This window comes from Algoriphagus aestuariicola, assembly GCF_017254835.1.
In the GTDB taxonomy this organism is placed as follows: Bacteria; Bacteroidota; Bacteroidia; order Cytophagales; family Cyclobacteriaceae; genus Algoriphagus; species Algoriphagus aestuariicola.
Window position 1 is genome coordinate 591,984 of sequence record NZ_JAFKCW010000004.1, and the last position, 17,376, is coordinate 609,359.

13 protein-coding genes and 4 tRNA genes are annotated in these 17,376 nt (G+C 47.0%); 12 read left to right on the plus strand and 5 right to left on the minus strand.

The window, feature by feature from the left end; genetic code table 11:
• Nucleotides 1–203: 203 nt before the first annotated feature.
• Nucleotides 204–1,664: a RagB/SusD family nutrient uptake outer membrane protein gene (locus tag J0A67_RS18810; RefSeq protein WP_241265255.1), complete on the minus strand. Its 1,461-nt coding sequence runs from the start codon at nt 1,662–1,664 to the stop codon at nt 204–206.
• 49 nt (nt 1,665–1,713) lie between these two features.
• The gene (locus J0A67_RS18815) at nt 1,714–4,707 is read right to left on the minus strand and encodes a SusC/RagA family TonB-linked outer membrane protein (RefSeq protein WP_206570939.1); all 2,994 of its coding nucleotides are present in this window, start codon (nt 4,705–4,707) and stop codon (nt 1,714–1,716) included.
• Nucleotides 4,708–5,214: 507 nt separating this feature from the next.
• Between J0A67_RS18815 and J0A67_RS18820 the strand changes: the two genes are divergently transcribed.
• Nucleotides 5,215–7,878 (plus strand): DUF5686 and carboxypeptidase regulatory-like domain-containing protein, encoded by a 2,664-nt coding sequence (locus tag J0A67_RS18820; RefSeq protein ID WP_206570940.1) that lies wholly within the window; start codon nt 5,215–5,217, stop codon nt 7,876–7,878.
• Nucleotides 7,879–8,010: 132 nt separating this feature from the next.
• Here J0A67_RS18820 and frr read toward each other — a convergent pair whose 3' ends face one another.
• Nucleotides 8,011–8,571 (minus strand): ribosome recycling factor, encoded by a 561-nt coding sequence (gene frr, locus J0A67_RS18825; protein WP_206570941.1) that lies wholly within the window; start codon nt 8,569–8,571, stop codon nt 8,011–8,013.
• A 14-nt stretch (nt 8,572–8,585) separates the two neighbouring features.
• On the minus strand, nt 8,586–9,293 hold the full coding sequence (pyrH, locus tag J0A67_RS18830; protein ID WP_206570942.1) for a UMP kinase: 708 nt from the start codon (nt 9,291–9,293) through the stop codon (nt 8,586–8,588).
• A 198-nt stretch (nt 9,294–9,491) separates the two neighbouring features.
• On the opposite strand from pyrH, the gene J0A67_RS18835 reads away from it, so the two are divergent.
• Complete coding sequence (locus tag J0A67_RS18835) at nt 9,492–10,319, plus strand: SDR family NAD(P)-dependent oxidoreductase (protein ID WP_206570943.1); 828 nt, start codon at nt 9,492–9,494, stop codon at nt 10,317–10,319.
• Between the two features lie 28 nt (nt 10,320–10,347).
• On the opposite strand, the gene J0A67_RS18840 is transcribed toward J0A67_RS18835, so the two are convergent.
• Nucleotides 10,348–10,842 (minus strand): acyl-CoA carboxylase biotin carboxyl carrier protein subunit, encoded by a 495-nt coding sequence (locus J0A67_RS18840; RefSeq protein WP_206570944.1) that lies wholly within the window; start codon nt 10,840–10,842, stop codon nt 10,348–10,350.
• Nucleotides 10,843–10,915: 73 nt separating this feature from the next.
• Between J0A67_RS18840 and J0A67_RS18845 the strand changes: the two genes are divergently transcribed.
• The 10 genes from J0A67_RS18845 (at nt 10,916) to rplA (ending at nt 17,375) form a co-directional block, all read left to right on the plus strand.
• Complete coding sequence (locus tag J0A67_RS18845; RefSeq protein ID WP_206570945.1) at nt 10,916–13,540, plus strand: M1 family metallopeptidase; 2,625 nt, start codon at nt 10,916–10,918, stop codon at nt 13,538–13,540.
• 145 nt (nt 13,541–13,685) lie between these two features.
• Nucleotides 13,686–13,768: transfer RNA gene (locus J0A67_RS18850), tRNA-Tyr, on the plus strand.
• 74 nt (nt 13,769–13,842) lie between these two features.
• Nucleotides 13,843–13,915, plus strand: a tRNA-Gly gene (locus J0A67_RS18855).
• A gap of 27 nt (nt 13,916–13,942) precedes the next feature.
• Nucleotides 13,943–14,014: transfer RNA gene (locus J0A67_RS18860), tRNA-Thr, on the plus strand.
• 59 nt (nt 14,015–14,073) lie between these two features.
• On the plus strand, nt 14,074–15,261 hold the full coding sequence (gene tuf, locus J0A67_RS18865; protein WP_206570946.1) for an elongation factor Tu: 1,188 nt from the start codon (nt 14,074–14,076) through the stop codon (nt 15,259–15,261).
• A gap of 110 nt (nt 15,262–15,371) precedes the next feature.
• A tRNA-Trp gene (locus tag J0A67_RS18870) sits at nt 15,372–15,442 on the plus strand.
• A 17-nt stretch (nt 15,443–15,459) separates the two neighbouring features.
• A complete protein-coding gene (gene secE / locus J0A67_RS18875) occupies nt 15,460–15,648 on the plus strand; it encodes a preprotein translocase subunit SecE (protein WP_206570947.1) in 189 nt (62 codons plus the stop codon).
• A gap of 13 nt (nt 15,649–15,661) precedes the next feature.
• Nucleotides 15,662–16,219, plus strand: coding sequence for a transcription termination/antitermination protein NusG (gene nusG / locus J0A67_RS18880; RefSeq protein WP_206570948.1), 558 nt, complete (start codon nt 15,662–15,664; stop codon nt 16,217–16,219).
• Nucleotides 16,220–16,222: 3 nt separating this feature from the next.
• The gene (gene rplK / locus J0A67_RS18885) at nt 16,223–16,666 is read left to right on the plus strand and encodes a 50S ribosomal protein L11 (protein ID WP_206570949.1); all 444 of its coding nucleotides are present in this window, start codon (nt 16,223–16,225) and stop codon (nt 16,664–16,666) included.
• A gap of 10 nt (nt 16,667–16,676) precedes the next feature.
• The gene (rplA, locus tag J0A67_RS18890; RefSeq protein ID WP_206570950.1) at nt 16,677–17,375 is read left to right on the plus strand and encodes a 50S ribosomal protein L1; all 699 of its coding nucleotides are present in this window, start codon (nt 16,677–16,679) and stop codon (nt 17,373–17,375) included.
• Nucleotide 17,376 lies beyond the last annotated feature (1 nt).

The following is a 17,376-nucleotide window of genomic DNA, read 5'->3' on the forward strand; positions in this document are numbered from 1 at the left end:
GGGTTGTATTCGGTTTTTTCTTTGGAGAGAGACCCTTCCCAAAGACGGAACGAAGGGTAAAATTAACGGTTTTGGCTAGATTGTCTTGGGGAAAACCGGTTTTTGGCGACTATGTACAAGAGCTTTTCCCAAGATTGATTCTTGTGGAAACAAAAAGGAAGCGTGCCGATGCACGCTTCCCGTTTTTCATTACTCCATTCAGATTAATAGCCTGGGTTTTGAACCAGATTTGGATTGGCATTGATCGCCTGCTGTGGGATAGGGAACAAGGCTCTGAAAGGCTCAGATTGGGCCTTTTCCCACCAAGCCTGATTCCACTTGCCAAAGCGGATCATATCTGTACGACGGCTAGCTTCCGCAAACATCTCCCTGCCGCGCTCATCGAAAATGTCGTCGGCGGTAAGCGTATTATACGGGGCTACTTTAGCCCGAGCTCGGATCATGTTTATATAGGTTAAGGCATCGCTAATGTCTCCCTGACGGAAGGCCGCTTCTGCCTTGACCAAAAGGATGTCGCCGTAGCGAATTAAAGGGTAATCATTACTTAACGAGGAAGTAGCTCCGTTGGCAAACTCATATTTTCCAACACGCACACCAGCCTGTCTGAATGCATTAGGGGTGAGCATGTTGATCTCCGGTGTGAAGGTCAGGGGCTGACCGTCTGGATCGCCAGCCTCTGCAGAGATGTCGTTCAGTCTACTTCCGTCTGCCGCATATTGGGGGCCTTCCAGAAAGGAATTGATGCGGACATCGTTGTCATCAAAACTGTTATAAAATTCTTCCAAAGAAGAGTAGCCATTCCAAGGCTGCTCTTGCAGATTGTAGGTTTGCTGATTAAGGTAGTGCAAAGTCATCATCGGTAGATTGAATCCCCCAGCGTTGTTTTGGTCATAGGGTAGCGTCATTATGTTTTCTGTCGATCCACTGTTTCGTTCAGCGAAGTTGGCGAAAAAGTCAGAGGTAAGGGAGTACTTCCCACTCTGTATTACCATGTCGGCTGCGGTCTCTGCGTCGGCCCATCTCGGAGTTCCGGTGTAGATCTCTGCGTTGAGATAGAGCTTGGCTAGCATTGCGTGGGCTGTAAGCTGGTTGACAGTATATTTGTTTGTACCATCAGAAAGAAGGTCCAAATTGTCTTTGATGGAGCTTTCGATGAAGGCGAAAACCTCTGCCCTACTGTTGTTCGTAGGATTTCCTCCAGTAGAGTTTTCGTCTACAATCGGCACATTGCCAAAGGCATCTATAAGCCACATATAAACCAAGGCACGCAAAACGCTCAGCTCGGCTTTGAGTTCAACCACGTCGGGATATTGAATTATGAGGTTATTGATCTCACCGATGGCGGTGTAGCAATAGTTCCAGGAGTTGTTGAAGGATTCTTCTTTTGTTTCCCACTCATGCTGATGCATCTTTATCCACTGCCGTCCATCTTCCCAATCCGAGGCTTTGTGGGTGATCACCATTTCATCAGATGATACCTCCTGAATAGACCAGATGCTATTGTGTGCTCCCCATGATCCCACGATTCTGGAATAGGCAGAAGCTTTCAGTACATTAACCAAATTTGGGTTGGTGCTGTTGGCAATATCGTCTGCGGTCACACCATCCAACACTTCTTGATCTAGCTCCCAACATGCGCCCAAGCCAAAGGTCAAGGGGAGCATTAAACAGATTTTTTTTAGTGATTTTAACATGTCTGTAGGATTTGATCGGTTATTTAAAGTTTACGGTTACTCCCATAGTGAAGGAGCGAGTCTGGAAATAGGTGTTTCTTCGCTCGATACCTGGAGATAGGGCTGAAGTAAAGGCATCTAGGTTCTCAGAATCATTTGTCCTTACTTCAGGGTCGATCCCAGTGTAACCAGTGATAGTGAAGAGGTTCTGGGCAGCGAAATAGATTCTCAGTGAGCTCAGGTTGGCTGAATTGGTCTTCACGTTGTAGCCAAGTTCTGCGTTGTCCAAGCGAATGAAGGAGGCATCTTCCACGTAGGAGCTATTGAAAGTTTGAGTGGAGACGACTAGAGGGTTCGTGGGGGTTTTGTCGGTGATGACCGAGTTCCAAGTCACCGCTCCGGGATCGTTATTTTCGTAGAAACCTCTGTAAGAATTGTAAAGGTCGTGGCCCCAAGCTCCTCTCAGGAAGAAATTCAGGCTCCATTGACCATACATAAAACTGTTGGTAAAGCCGAATTCTCCTTTGGGTAGCCCGTTTCCGAGTTTTTCATACTCGTCTTCTTTCGTTGTAGACAAAATGTATTGTCCGTCTTCGGTATAGCCGAGGAGTCTTGGTCCGTAAATATCGCCCAGGTTTTCGCCCACTCTATTGTAGATGATAGGAATATTATTTTGGCCAGGAGATCCTGGAGTGGCAAATCTCAGTTCTTCAAATCCGAGATCACCAGCGGATAAGCTTTCAATAGTCGTTTTGTCGTAGATGGTGAAGTTGAGGGTCGGAGTCCATTTCAGTTTTCCATTTCCGATCTGGTTGACCGAAGCCGCAAATTCAAAACCGGCGGCACGCAAGTCCGCAAGGTTGATCCATGTAGAAGAGGCAGTGTTGAATCTTCCCGGATCAAATGGGTTTGGAGCTCCGGGGGCAACAGGCACATTGAATAACAGGTCAGAGATATTTCGGGTATAATAGTCCACACTACCGGTGACTTTATTGTTAAACATCCCGAAGTCCAATCCCACGTTGAATTCTTTTTTGGTTTCCCACTTCAGGTCCCTGTTAGGGTTGGAGTTTTGCACAATACCCACAAAGATGTCATTCTGGGTCAGCGGGTCGCCATCCAAATCGATTCTGTTACCATTGCCAAACACACCCAATGCCAAGGTGGGCGATGGAGGTAGATTGCCGGTCACACCGTAAGAAACCCTCGGCTTGAACTGGGAAAACAAGCCCATGTCGAAGATTTGGGTAAAGTCAGAACCTACGGAGAAGGCAGGGAAAATACCAGTTTGGTTGTTCGCTCCAAATCCAGAGTAGGTCTCTGATCTCACGGATGCCGAAACGAAGAAGGTGTTGTCCCAATTGAAGTTGGCTCGACCAAAAAGCGAGTTGAGTTGGTCCTCATTCGCGTAGGACGAAACCTCGGTGAAGTTGCCCACACGGATCGCACCCCCTCCAAGGTTGTTCCATCCTTGGTCAAACAAGTACTGCCGTACTCGTGCCCTAAAACCCTCATTTTTGGTGAATTGCATACCTGCACCACCAAGTAAGGTCATGTTTAACTTGTCGCTCAGGTCGATTTCGTATCTAAGCGTTGATTCAAAGATACGCTGGGCGCGATCCCTTGTGATTCTTTCCGCGGAGCCTGCCGCACCAAAGCCTACTTGGTAGTCCTGCATAGACCAGAAGTTGCCTAGGAGTTCGTTTTTTCTATCCTGGGAATATTGTGCAGAGAGTGTCAGGTTGCTCAGGATATCAAACTCCGCCCTATAAGATAGCAGGTTGGATTTTACTTCTTCTACAAATTTCTGCTGATTGGCCAAGGCCACAGGATTATAGAAGTCAAAAAGGTTCCTTTGGAAATATCCCCCAAAATCTTCTATGGCGTCTTCGGTGTCCTCATAGATAGGGGCTGTGGGGTTATAGATGGTAGCATATCTGAATGCGGCATCATTAATCGATTCTTTTGCCAAGTTCGTAAACGACAGATTGACATTGAAACGCAGTCTGTTGTTTAGCGCGCCTTGGGAAAGGTTCAATCGGGTGTTGAGTCTTTCGTTGCCGACGCCATTGACTATCCCGTTGTTGTCGCGATAGTTGACGGATGCCATATAATTGGAATTGCCAAAACTGCCGGATATGCTGGCGTTGGTAGTAAAGGACATCGCATCGTCGATGAGTTCTTCCCTCCAATCGGTTTCGCTACCGAAGTCAGTTCCACCCCTTTCGACAAATTCCTCTGCGGAAAGAATTGGGATCAAGTTGGCGGCTTTGTCGAGTGTGGCAAAGCTGTTGACAGTCACATTGGTAGCGCCCTCGCGCTTGCCTTGCTTGGTAGTGGTGATCAGGATCACACCAGAGGAGCCTCTGGCACCGTAGATCGCCGCCGCGGATCCATCCTTCAATACGTCGATGGACTGGATATCATTGGGATCGACGTTTTCCAAGGATGCTCCGATCACTCCATCCAATACGATCAAGGGAGAGGAGTTGGCCCCAAACGTGGAAAGACCTCTCAGCCTTACATTGAAGGCATTGTTTGGATTACCGCCTGGTCTTGTGATAGACAGACCGGCCACCTTGCCTTGCAGCAATTGTGCTGGGTTCGACACATTTCCTCGGTTGAAGTCTTCTGGTTTCACACCGACCACCGCCGACGTGATTTCCTTTTTGTCTTGTGAACCGTAGCCGATGACTACAGCTTCTTCCAGGCTCTGAATGTCCTCTTCCAGATTGATGGTGATAGTGCTTTGGTTGCCGATCTCTACCTCTTGGGTCAGATAGCCTACAAAGGAAATTACCAGCACCTGGTCTTCGGGCTGTAGGGGAAGCGTGAACTTACCATCCACATCAGTGGCTGTGCCTCGGGTGGTGCCTTTGACCATCACCGTGGCTCCGGGTACAGGGTCTCCAAGGCCGGCGTCCATGACTGTCCCAGAGATGGAGCGGCTTTGGGCATTGACGGCCAAAATAGCACTTAGGGTAAGTGCAATTGTAAGCGCCAATGACTTGAGATTGGGTAAATAATTTGTCATAGGGTTTTTTGTTTGATAAAAATCGAAATAGGCATGAGTACTCGTATTCCAAATCTAAAGTGCTCGTAAGATTTCGATTTTGCAATTATTAACAATTGCGCGCTTTCCTCGGTGAAAAACCAATCGTCAACAGAAGATTGTATTGTTTGTTTAGAATTTAATAGAATCCTAAAAAATGTATGAATACGTTAATGGAAAACGTTTTCCGTTTATGGAATGTCAAAAAAGTCATTTTTTTTTAATTATTTCAGAATTCTGATTTTTGATAAAGTGTCTCAGAAAATGCAAAAGCGGCTTTTTCGAAAAAATTAAATAAGTGCCTTAGTTAGCATAAAATTATCATAAATAAGGAGTCGGTGAATGTGGTTGTTTTTGACTGTTCCAGTCTATCTCTTTACCTGGTCTTACCCTCTTTTTGTGAACATCCTAAATCATCTTAAATGAGGCCTTACAACCTTGGGGTCGTTTTTTACATCTATATCTTTATACAAAGCAAAACCGACTTTTATGACGCACGGGAGTAAGTTCTCTATACTTTGGATGGGTATGTTTCTTTTTGGTATTCAGGTGATTTCTGTTGCGCAGGGGATACGTGGAAGAGTTGCTACGACGGATGGTGAGCCCCTGGCCTTCGCTTCAGTCTACATTCGCAATTTGGAGGACGGAGTGCCAACCAATGAAAATGGACTCTACGAATTTAGGTTGAAGCCAGGATACTATGACGTGATTGTCCAATTTCTCGGCTACAAGTCACAGCTAGAAACCGTTGAAGTCAGAGATGCCTGGGTGGATTTGAACTTCACACTGGAGCCGCAGATCTATAATCTAAGCGAGGTGGAGGTAAGGGCAGGAGCGGAAGATCCCGCACTTACTATCATGCGAAAGGCCATATCCAAGGCCAAATACCATCGAATGCAACTTCAGACATATTCTACTACGGTTTATTTAAAGGGAACCGGTCAATTGACCGACGCGCCATTTTTCATGAAAAAAACGTTGGAGGAGGAGGGGCTTAAGCTCAACGAAGCCTATACTTCCGAGTCGGTATCGAGGATTACTTTTACCCTTCCGGATAAGGTGGAGGAGAAGGTGATTTCCATCCGTACCAACGGGGACAATCAAGGTACCTCTCCCGCACCCTATATCCAAACCTCCTTTTATCAGGATCAAATCAACGGGATCGTCTCACCCCTTTCCCGGTACGCCTTTCAATATTACCAGTTTAAATACGAGGGAAGTTTTTTTGATCAGGATGTGATGGTGAGCAAAGTGAAGGTGACTCCCCGCTCGAGGGGTGAAAAAGTCTTCGAAGGCTATATCTATATCATCGAGGACCTTTGGGCTATCCACAGTCTGGATCTGAAGACTTCTCTCCTGGGATTTCAGATTACGGCTAAGCAGCAATATGCCCCGGTTGCAGAAAACGTGTGGATGCCGCTTACCCATACCTATACATTTGGCGGGAAGATTTTTGGCTTCGCCGGAGAGTTCAAGTACCTAGCTTCGACTCGCGACTATGAGGTGACGCTCAATCCTGATTTGGTGACCGTACCGGAGATCATCGATGAAAAGGTACAAGAGATCCCGCAGGACATACAGAAGTTGGACAAGTCCATCTCAGCCTTGGAGCAGCTCGCGAGCGAAGAGCCGATGACTAGAAAGGAATACAGAAAGCTGCTGAATGAATATGAGAAAGAAACTCTGAAGGAAGAGCAAGGAGAAGAAAAGGAAACAGTTACCTCGGAGCGCTACTATAGTGTGGATTCTTTGGCGAAAAAGCGGGGCTTGAGCTATTGGGATAGCATACGGCCCGTACCGCTGACGGTGAAGGAAGTTGAGGGGTATCGTCGAGACGACAGCTTAGCCACTGTGGAGGCTGCGAAGATGAGTGAGGTTGACTCAGTCGCCAAAAAGGCCAGAAAGGGATTCAAGCCAATGGAGGTGATCATGGGCGGTTCCTATTCTTTTGGTAAGGGAGTATCGGTAGGGTTTAGGCAGAATTTGACCAAACTCTCTTTCAATACTGTAGAAGGCTGGAAAGTTGGAATGGGATTTTTCTACCGCAAATACTCCGAGGAAAAGCTCGCTGACAGCGTCAACAGGAACAGGCAAAGCTTCAACATCGAACCGGAGCTCCGCTACGGATTCTCCAGCGACAGATTTTATGGAAAAGTCAATTTCCGATGGTCCCATACGCAGCCCATCTCGGCACAGACTTGGGGCCTGGAAGGAGGAAGGTACGTCTATCAATTTAATCCAGAAGACCCGATCCAAGAACAGATCAATGCGGCCTATTCCCTTTTGGTTCGCCGTAACTACATGAAACTCTATGAGCAGGACTTTGCGCGTGCCTACTGGTATCACAGGATCGACTACGGACTGACTTATCGATTTGATTTTACTTGGGCCGAGAGGCGGGAGTTGTTCAACAACTCGAACTACTCCTTTTATAACAAGCCGGAAAGAGAATACACCCCCAACCAACCCGAAAACGTCGAAGCAGACGGAGGTGCGTTTCAAAACCATCAGATTGCGAAACTCAAAGCCTCGGTAGAATGGCGTCCGGGACTGACCTATTCGATTCGGGATGGAAGAAAATATCCCAATTTTTCCCGCTCGCCATTGCTCACTTTTTCCTATCAAAAAGCTTTGCCTGGACTGGTCGTTTCGGAGAGTGCTGCAAAATTTGACCAATTGGAGCTGGGAGTGCAGCATGACGTGAACTTTGGAGTGAGTGGAAAACTTGACTTCAATGTCGTGGGCGGGACTTTTCTCAACAGCGATCGGGTTTATTTTCAGGATTTCAAGCACTTCGGCGGCAACCGGACTATCTTTTCCAATTTTGGACCCGCGTCCAACTTCCGCTTTATGGATTACTATAAGTATAGCACGAGCTCCAGTTATATTTCCGGTATTGCCCACTATCAATTCAGAAAGTTCTTGTTGACTCAATTGCCGATGTTGAGATATTCGGGAGTTAGAGAAAACATTTTTGTCAATTACCTGAAAACCGAGAACTCGCCTCATTACACTGAGATCGGGTATTCCTTAGACAATTTGTTCCGGATATTCAGACTGGAACTGGGTGTAGCCTTTGAAAACGGGAAGTACCTACGCAGCGGGCCGCTGTTTGGGATCGCTACGTTTATCAATGTGAATTTTGAGGACTAAAAGTGGGGAGCCACGGACTTGTGTGTGGGGATTTGGGTTTATGCTGGCAAAGCGAATACGGGAATGTGTCGAAATAAAAAGTCCGATGGAGTGTACGTTCCATCGGACTTTATTGTTTAGTTGAAAATCAAATTAGACTTTCATGATGTCTGCTTCTTTTTTGGCGAGCAGTTCATCCAACTTGCTTGAATACAGGTCGGTGAGTTTCTGAACCTGATCCTCTGCACGCTTTATAGCATCCTCGGGTGCGCCATCTTTCTGAAGTTTTCTCAGAGACTCGTTGGTGTCTTTTCTCACACTTCGAATGGAGATTTTTCCTCCTTCACATTCCTGCTTGGCTTGTTTTACAAGGTTGATCCTGCGCTCCTCGGTAAGTGCGGGGATGGTCAGAATAATAATCTCGCCGTTGTTTTGCGGAGCAAGTCCCAGGTCTGAGTTGATGATTGCTTTTTCGATCTCGGAGATCAGGTTTCTTTCAAAAGGTTTGATCGCAAGAGTTCTGGCATCAGAGGTATTGACAGAGGACACCTGATTGAGTGGGGTGGGTGCTCCGTAATACTGCACCATGACCCCGTCCAATAGATTGGGCATGGCCTTGCCTGCGCGGATTTTTACTAGTTCTGCAGCGGTGTGATCTACCGCTTTTTGCATAAGTTCTTTTGCTTCTTCTAAGAATAACTCGATTTCTTCCATGATTTAGTTCAGGATTAGGCAGTGATCAATGTTCCGATTTCTTCTCCAAGTACTAGTTTGCTAAGGTTGCCGGCTTTGTTCATGTCAAAGACGATGATGGGCAGATTGTTTTCCTGACAGAGTGTGAAGGCAGTCATATCCATGATGCTGAGGTTTTTTTCGTAGGCCTCTGTGAAGGTAAGCGTTTGGTATTTGGTAGCTGAGGGGTCTTTTTCCGGGTCTGCGGTGTAGACGCCATCCACTCGGGTTCCCTTTAGAACTACATCAGACTCGATCTCTATAGCCCGCAATGCGGCCGTAGAGTCGGTGGTGAAGTAAGGGTTGCCGATACCTGCCCCAAAGATCACAATGCGGCCTTTTTCCAGATGACGAATTGCTCTTCTGCGGATGAAGGGTTCACAGACGCTCTCGATCTTGATGCCGGACATCAATCGGGTAAACATTCCGTTTTGCTCCAATGCACTCTGCAAGGCCATTGCGTTGATCAGCGTGGCCAGCATCCCCATGTAGTCACCTTGCACACGGTCAATGCCTGATTTTTCTGCCTGCACTCCTCTAAAAATATTTCCTCCGCCTATCACTATCGCAATCTCGACACCCTTGTCCTTCACTTTCTTGATTTCGTCGGCGTATTGCTGGAGGCGCGTGGGGTCGATGCCGTAGTTTTTTTCGCCCATCAAGGCTTCTCCACTGAGTTTGAGCAGAATTCGGTTGTATTTCATCTATTGGATTATTGATTTCTAAAGTTGTGGTCGGCAGCGCCTGATGGATATCCGGATTTATTTGTCAAAATCTGATCGAATCGACCCTGAAACGTCTAAACAATCCGACAAATATAATTTCTTCAACTCACAATGCTAGGCCAAAATCCAAAAATGGAAGTTAAGCGCTTATATTGTATGTGCTAACCGCTTGATACAATGGGGTTTTGGGTTCATAAAAGGGTGTGGATCGTGGGGGCTTCTTCTGGGATCGGGGAGGCCCTGGTGAGGATTTTGGTGGAGAATGGGGCAAGTCTGGTGATTTCCGCCCGAAATGAACCTAAACTCCGCGAGCTGAAATCTGCGTTTCCGTCCAGTCCAATGGAAGTTTTGCCTGTCGATGTGGAAGATCATTCTGTACTTTCTTGCAAAACCGACCGTGCCTCGGAAGTTTATGGTGGACTGGACTACGTCTTCCTAAATGCTGGCATGACTGTCCGGGACCTGGTCGCAGACACAGCGCTCGATGTGGAGCGCAAAATCATGGATATCAATTTTTGGGGTCCCGTGGCAATTACCAAGGCGATACTCAAAAATCGAAGTCCAGGTTCGCCGCTGCATTTGGTGCTCACCTCTAGTCTGAGCGGGAAATATGGAGTTCCGAAGCTCGCTGCCTATGCGGGGTCAAAGCATGCTCTTCAAGGTTATTTTGACTCCCTGCGCGCGGAGACCCATGGTTCGGGGCTTTTTGTCCACCTTGTTATCCCCGGCTTTATCCGAACCAACATTACGGTGGCTGGCTTGAGAGGAGATGGCAGCAGGAGTGGCAAAATGCAGGCTGCCTTGGCAGATGGGATGGAGCCGGAAGTCTGCGCCCGTGGAATCCTTCGAGGGCTTGAGCGGGGCAGGGAAGAGTTTGTGGTCGGCGGATCCGAGCGATTTACCGTCTTGCTCAATCGGATTTTTCCCGGCATGATGAAAAGACTGATCCGCTCCAACCCGCTTCAGAGGATCAAGAAAGTCAAGAGAGGTTTTTTTGGAACCTGAGCACGTTGTTAGTCTTTACGCGGGACGACTAAAAGAGAATCATCACCTGGTTTTTTTCCACGCTCTGTTTGAGTGCGACCTTGATTTCCCTGACTATTCCGTCGCCCGGCGACTTGATGATGTTTTCCATTTTCATGGCCTCAAGGATCAATACAACGTCTCCTTTTTTAACCTCATCGCCGGGCTTTACCATCAGATCCAAAATCAGGCCCGGCATCGGAGCTTTGATGTCCTTTACGCTTCCGCTTCCATTCATGCTCATTCCCATCTGCTCGAGTAAGAGGTCAAACCTATCCTTCAGCTTTAGACTGGCGGTCTTATGACCTATTCGGATTTGGAGGGTCTTGGTGGCGTGATCTATGGACAGCAGCTCCGCTTCGATGGATTCGTTGTCGCGGATCAGGTGCACTTTCCGTTCTCCTATCCATCTCAAGTCCCATGCGATTGTCCTTTGGTTGACTGAGATTGAGTCTTCGTTTTTTTCAACCTTATGGACGGCGTTTTGAAGGATAACTGAAAACATTCCTGCTATTTTGGGTGTGAATATATATTGCCCGGCGGGCGAACTCGCCTAGATTTTCCAAAATATCAAACAAATGGCTTCGAATCCAAAGAAATTCCCGAATACCCTTCTTTCATTGGGGAGCACTGCTATCCTGCTGCTGGCAGTAGCCTGCAAGTCGGAAAAACCAATGACTGTCAACGATACGCAGGAGGTTTCGGAGGCTTCTTCCGATACGGTTCCGATTCTGGATAGCATGGAGATTTTGAAGACCTTGAGAAGCAGGGAGCGGCAAATCGAAGCCTATCAGCCGAGTGCCACACGGGATTTTGATTTGATACATACTGATTTGGATCTGTCTTTTGATTGGACAGGTCAGGCGGTTGTGGGAAAGGCGCGACTTATGCTTCGTCCATTTTTCTATCCCCAAAAAGAATTGGTGCTCGATGCGAAAGACTATGAAATGGGGGCAATCTATCTGGTGGAGGAGGATAGCCTATCTAAGCTTTCCTATCGCTACGACGAAAAACAGCTCGGGATCTACCTTCCAAAACTGATTTCTTCCGAGGACACCATTGAAGTCGAGATCAACTACACGGCCTTTCCAGAACGGAACGCCGGAAATGGGAGCGAGGCGATCACCGATACCAAAGGACTTTATTTCATAGATCCCATGGATACGATTCCCGGAAAGCCGACCATGATCTGGACCCAGGGAGAGACTGAGCACAACAGCAAATGGTTTCCGACCATTGACAAGCCTAATGAGCGGGCGACGCAGCTATTTAAACTCACCGTGCCGGACACCATGGTGAGCATAGGCAACGGGCAATTGATCAAAAAGGAGCAATTGGGCAATGGACTGAGGAGAGACTACTGGGAGCTTAAGCTGCCGTCAGCGCCTTATCTAGCAGCCATAGCCATAGGGAATTTTGGAAAGGTGGAGGACAAATGGCAGGATGTCCCTCTAGGTTACTATGTCGAAAAGGGGTATGAAGCGGGTGCCGCAAAGGTCTTCGGGAATACTCCTGAAATGCTTGCGTTCTTTGAGCAAAAACTGGGAGTGAAATTCCCCTGGCCAAAGTACGACCAGATCGTGGTTCGGGATTTTGTGTCCGGAGCTATGGAAAACACCACCGCATCGATCTTTATGGAAGAGCTTAGGCTCAATGAGCGGGAGGCTATAGACTCGGACTGGGACTACATCATTGCGCATGAGTTGTTTCACCAGTGGTTTGGGGATATGGTGACGACGGAGTCTTGGGCAAATCTGACGCTGAATGAAGCGTTTGCGAACTACAGCGAGTACTTGTGGAATGAGCACAAATATGGGGCGGATGAGGCTGCGCTCAAGCTGCTCTCCGAAATGGAAGGGTATTTTGCCGAATCGGAGTCCAAGCAGGTGGATTTGATCCGCTTTGACTATGAGGATTCGGAGGATATGTTTGACGCCCATAGTTATAACAAGGGAGGCGTCATCCTGCATATGCTGCGCCGTCACTTGGGAGACAAAGCGTTTTTCGCGGCGCTCCATCTGTACTTGGAGCGGCATGCTTTCCAATCAGTGGAAGTGCATGACTTGAGATTGGCATTTGAGGAGGTGAGTGGACAGGATTTGAATTGGTTTTTCAACCAATGGTTTTTGGACAAAGGGCATCCCGAGATTCGTGTCGAAGTGGATTATTCCCAGCCGGAAAATATCTTGATCACCGCCTATCAGATGCAGGATTTGAAGAAATCTCCACTATTCCAAGTCCCAATAGAAATAAGCTGGTACGAAGATGGAAAACGAAACTCGAGGGTATTTCAGATGACGAAAGCCTTCCAGCAGTTTGCTTTGGAAAACCGTGTTCCACTTAGCCAGGTGTACTTTGACGAAGGCAAGAATCTTTTGGCTAGGAGGGCTCAAGAGATCAGTTCCGATCGTTTTGCTACACAGTTTAAGGAGTCTTTACTTGGGGTGGCTAGGTATGAGGCTCTAGATAGTTTGGTGGCGAGGGAAGCGACAGCCCAGCTGGAGATAGTGCTGCCTGCCGCATTGGCCGATCCTTTTTGGTCAGTACGGGAAAATGTCCTGGGCTATCTGCAAAACGACCCAAGTTGGCCGACCCGTATCACGGGATTGGAAAATCAGGTTTTGAAGCTCGCCGAGAAAGACCCGAGGAACTCTGTAAGGGCGGCTGCATTGGATTTGTTGGCGACCTGGGATCCGGAGAAGTACCAGTCCACTTTCCTCAAATTGGCAGATGAGCCATCCTATTTGGTGGCAGGGTCGGCGTTGATGGGTTTGGTGAGTGCAGAGGACCATCCAGCGGATACCGCCGTGATCAATAGATTTGCTGACGATGGCAATTTCAGGATCACGATCCCGGTTGCGGAATACTATATCCAACAAAACATCGATGGCAAAGGACGGTGGTTTTTGGAGCGTCTGGATGCGCTTACTGGGGAAGGGCGATACTACTTCTTGGGGTATTTTAGCGAATATTTCTCCAGACATCCAGAGGAAGGAAAAGACCAAGCCGTGGAAGTGTTGATGGATCAAATGAAAAGTGATTCGAAAAATTTCATGCGGCTCGGTGCCTTCCAAGCTTTGATGGGTTTTGCGGATGACCAGCTTGTCGTCGCCGAAATTGTCCGAATCGCCACTCTGGAACGTGATCCTGAACTCAAAAACTATTACGATTACTTTCTTGAAGCCTTGAAGGAAGAAAATTAATCGGTTGATTTCTAAATCATTGAATTGGCAGTACTGAAAAAGTTTTCAAATTTGAATGGCATCCTTTGATACTTTGACAAAAGGCTATAATTTTGCCATCCGTTAACGTCACAAGGGCTCAAAACCCCTAGATTTTAGCGCAGTTGGGGGAATACCAAAGCGGCCAACTGGGACGGACTGTAAATCCGTTGACTTATGTCTTCACAGGTTCGAATCCTGTTTCCCCCACACCAGTTGTCCGAATGCGAAATTTTTTTTCTAATTTTGCAGGACTTTGAAAAATCCGGTACGCCGGTTTAAAAGCGGGAGTAGCTCAGTTGGTAGAGCGGCAGCCTTCCAAGCTGCAGGTCGCGGGTTCGAGCCTCGTCTCCCGCTCTGTGCTGACAGAGCACAATGGGTTAAGCCGACGTAGCTCAGGGGTAGAGTACTTCCTTGGTAAGGAAGGGGTCGCGGGTTCAATTCCCGCCGTTGGCTCAATTACAGAGAATTATTATCTAAACATATCTTTAAACTTAAACTGAGGATTTTCACGCATGGCAAAAGCAACCTTCGACCGTTCCAAGCCGCACGTTAATATCGGTACGATTGGACACGTAGACCATGGCAAAACAACCCTGACTGCCGCCATCACTACCGTATTGGCTAAAAAAGGTCTTTCTGAATTGAGAGATTTCTCTTCAATCGATAACGCTCCTGAAGAGAAAGAGAGAGGTATCACTATCAATACTTCTCACGTAGAATATCAGACTGAAAAAAGACACTACGCTCACGTAGACTGTCCAGGTCACGCTGACTACGTTAAAAACATGGTTACTGGTGCTGCCCAGATGGACGGTGCTATCCTTGTAGTCGCTGCAACTGACGGACCTATGCCACAGACCAGAGAGCACATCCTTTTGGCTCGTCAGGTAGGTGTTCCTCAGCTGGTTGTTTTCTTGAACAAAGTCGACATGGTTGACGACCCTGAATTGCTTGAGCTTGTTGAAATGGAAGTGAGAGAATTGCTTTCTTTCTACGAGTTTGACGGTGATAATATCCCAGTGATCGCAGGTTCTGCACTTGGTGCATTGAACGGTGAAGAGAAGTGGGTTGACACTGTAATGCAGTTGATGGACGCAGTTGATTCTTACATTCCTCTCCCAGAGCGTTTGATCGACAAAGACTTCTTGATGCCTGTTGAGGACGTATTCTCCATCACTGGTCGTGGTACTGTAGCTACCGGTCGTATCGAGAGAGGCGTTATCAACTCTGGTGAGCCAGTTGAAATCATCGGTATGGGTGCTGAAGGTCTTAAGTCTACCGTTACTGGTGTTGAGATGTTCCGTAAAATCCTCGACAGAGGTGAAGCTGGTGACAACGTAGGTTTGCTTTTGAGGGGTATTGAAAAATCTCAAATCAAGCGTGGTATGATCATCTGTAAGCCAGGATCTGTGAAGCCTCACGCTCACTTCAAGGCTGAAGTTTACGTACTTTCAAAAGAAGAAGGTGGACGTCACACTCCATTCTTCAACAAATATAGACCTCAGTTCTACCTTAGAACAACAGACGTAACTGGCGAGATCAAACTTCCAGCAAACGTGGAAATGGTTATGCCAGGTGATAACGTGACTATCGAAGTTACCTTGTTGTCAGCAGTTGCATTGGAGAAAGGTTTGAGATTCGCAATCCGTGAAGGTGGCCGTACAGTGGGCGCCGGACAGGTTACCGAAATCCTAGACTAAACTGACTTAGTATAAGAACACGATGCGATCCCAAATTATTTTGGGATCGCATTTGTTTCTAAAGACTTTATTCCTAATTTTGCGTTCCCATTCGCGGGGCGTTCATTCACACGGGCATAGTTCAATGGCAGAATAGCGGTCTCCAAAACCGTTGATGGGAGTTCGAATCTCTCTGCCCGTGCAGCAAGTAAGTAGACTATGAATCTTAAAAACTTTGTCCTCGAGTCTTATGACGAAATGAAAAACAAGGTCACTTGGCCGAAGTTTTCATTCCTTCAAAATAGTGCCGTATTGGTGTTGGTAGCATCTCTGATCTTCGCACTTTTCATTGGTGCTGTGGATTTGGGGTTTGAGAACATCATGACATGGTTTTATGATTTATTCTAATTGACATTACAGAATGGCTGAACATAAGTGGTACGTACTCAGGGTAGTAGCGGGGCAGGAGAAAAAGACCAAGGCTTACCTGGACAATGAAATCCAGCGGGAGAAAATTGGGGAGTTTATTCCTGAAGTCCTGATTCCCTCTGAGAAGGTATATGAGATGCGCAATGGTAAGAAGAGGGTCAGGGAAAGAAACTTTTTTCCCGGCTACGTTCTGGTCAACGCGGATCTTTCCAATGGGGAAGCCAATCACGTAATAACGAGTATCCCGGGTGTTATCGGGTTTCTTGGATCAAACCAGGGGGGAGCTTCCAAAACCCCTGAGCCATTACGACAGTCGGAGATCAACCGTATCTTAGGTAAGGTTGAGGAGATTGACGAGTTTGCCGAGAAGCAGGATACGCCATTTATAGTCGGAGAAGCCGTAAAAGTAATGGACGGCCCATTCAGTGGATTTACCGGGACAATTGAGGAGATATTTGAGGAGAAGAAGAAGCTTAATGTTATGGTTAAGATCTTCGGCCGAAATACTCCAGTAGAGTTAAACTTTATACAAGTAGAAAAACAAGACTAAGCAATGGCTAAGGAAATCACTGGTTATGTAAAACTACAGGTGAAAGGTGGCCAGGCTAACCCGTCGCCTCCAGTAGGTCCAGCTCTTGGTTCCAAGGGTTTGAACATCATGGAGTTCTGTAAGCAGTTCAATGCCCGTACCCAAGATAAAATGGGTACCGTGCTACCGGTTCTGATTACGGTTTTTTCTGACAAATCTTTCGAGTTCGTAGTAAAAACTCCTCCAGCTGCAAACATGCTGTTGGAAGCTGCGAAACTGAAGGGTGGTTCGGCTGAACCAAACAGAAAGAAAGTAGGATCTGTTACCTGGGATCAGGTAAGAGTGATTGCTGAGACGAAAATGCCTGACCTGAATGCTTTCAAAGTAGAATCTGCCATGAAAATGGTAGCTGGTACTGCACGAAGCATGGGTATCACTGTATCTGGTAAAGCCCCTTGGGAAGTATAAATAAAAAACAATGGCTAAGTTAACAAAAAAGCAAAAAGAAGCTCTTTCTAAGTACGACGCAAGCCAAATGTACTCCCTGGAGGCAGCTTCTTCACTGGTTAAGGAAATTACCATGACCAAGTTTGACGCTTCTGTAGACGTCGATGTCCGTTTGGGCGTTGATCCTCGTAAAGCAGATCAAATGGTTAGAGGTGTGGTAGCACTACCTCATGGTACTGGCAAAGACATCAAAGTATTGGTTCTTTGTACTCCTGACAAAGCAGCAGAAGCAACCGAAGCAGGTGCAGACTACGTAGGTTTGGACGATTACATTGCCAAAATCGAAGGCGGATGGACTGACGTAGACGTCATCATCACTATGCCTAACGTAATGGCAAAAGTAGGTAGGTTAGGTAGAGTATTGGGTCCTCGTGGCTTGATGCCAAATCCTAAATCAGGAACCGTTACTCTGGAAGTAGGCAAAGCAGTAAGAGAAGTAAAAGCCGGTAAGATCGACTTTAAGGTCGACAAATTTGGAATCATCCATGCCGGTGTAGGTAAAGTGTCTTTCTCTCCTGAGCAAATTCAGGAGAACGTAAAAGAGCTGATCTCTACCATCTCTAAGTTGAAGCCTTCTTCTTCAAAAGGTACATATTTCAAAAGCATTCATTTGTCAAGCACAATGTCTCCGGGTATTGCTGTAGACAAGGGTAGCATTCAAGGTATTTAAT

Coding starts and splice junctions, on each gene's coding strand:
- frr (WP_206570941.1), bottom strand. CDS start 8,571: ATGGAAGAAATCGAGTTATTCTTAGAAGAAGCAAAAGAACTTATGCAA.
- rplK (WP_206570949.1), top strand. CDS start 16,223: ATGGCTAAGGAAATCACTGGTTATGTAAAACTACAGGTGAAAGGTGGC.
- J0A67_RS18835 (WP_206570943.1), top strand. CDS start 9,492: ATGGGGTTTTGGGTTCATAAAAGGGTGTGGATCGTGGGGGCTTCTTCT.
- J0A67_RS18820 (WP_206570940.1), top strand. CDS start 5,215: ATGACGCACGGGAGTAAGTTCTCTATACTTTGGATGGGTATGTTTCTT.
- secE (WP_206570947.1), top strand. CDS start 15,460: ATGAATCTTAAAAACTTTGTCCTCGAGTCTTATGACGAAATGAAAAAC.
- tuf (WP_206570946.1), top strand. CDS start 14,074: ATGGCAAAAGCAACCTTCGACCGTTCCAAGCCGCACGTTAATATCGGT.
- J0A67_RS18815 (WP_206570939.1), bottom strand. CDS start 4,707: ATGACAAATTATTTACCCAATCTCAAGTCATTGGCGCTTACAATTGCA.
- pyrH (WP_206570942.1), bottom strand. CDS start 9,293: ATGAAATACAACCGAATTCTGCTCAAACTCAGTGGAGAAGCCTTGATG.
- J0A67_RS18840 (WP_206570944.1), bottom strand. CDS start 10,842: ATGTTTTCAGTTATCCTTCAAAACGCCGTCCATAAGGTTGAAAAAAAC.
- J0A67_RS18810 (WP_241265255.1), bottom strand. CDS start 1,664: ATGCTCCCCTTGACCTTTGGCTTGGGCGCATGTTGGGAGCTAGATCAA.
- rplA (WP_206570950.1), top strand. CDS start 16,677: ATGGCTAAGTTAACAAAAAAGCAAAAAGAAGCTCTTTCTAAGTACGAC.
- nusG (WP_206570948.1), top strand. CDS start 15,662: ATGGCTGAACATAAGTGGTACGTACTCAGGGTAGTAGCGGGGCAGGAG.
- J0A67_RS18845 (WP_206570945.1), top strand. CDS start 10,916: ATGGCTTCGAATCCAAAGAAATTCCCGAATACCCTTCTTTCATTGGGG.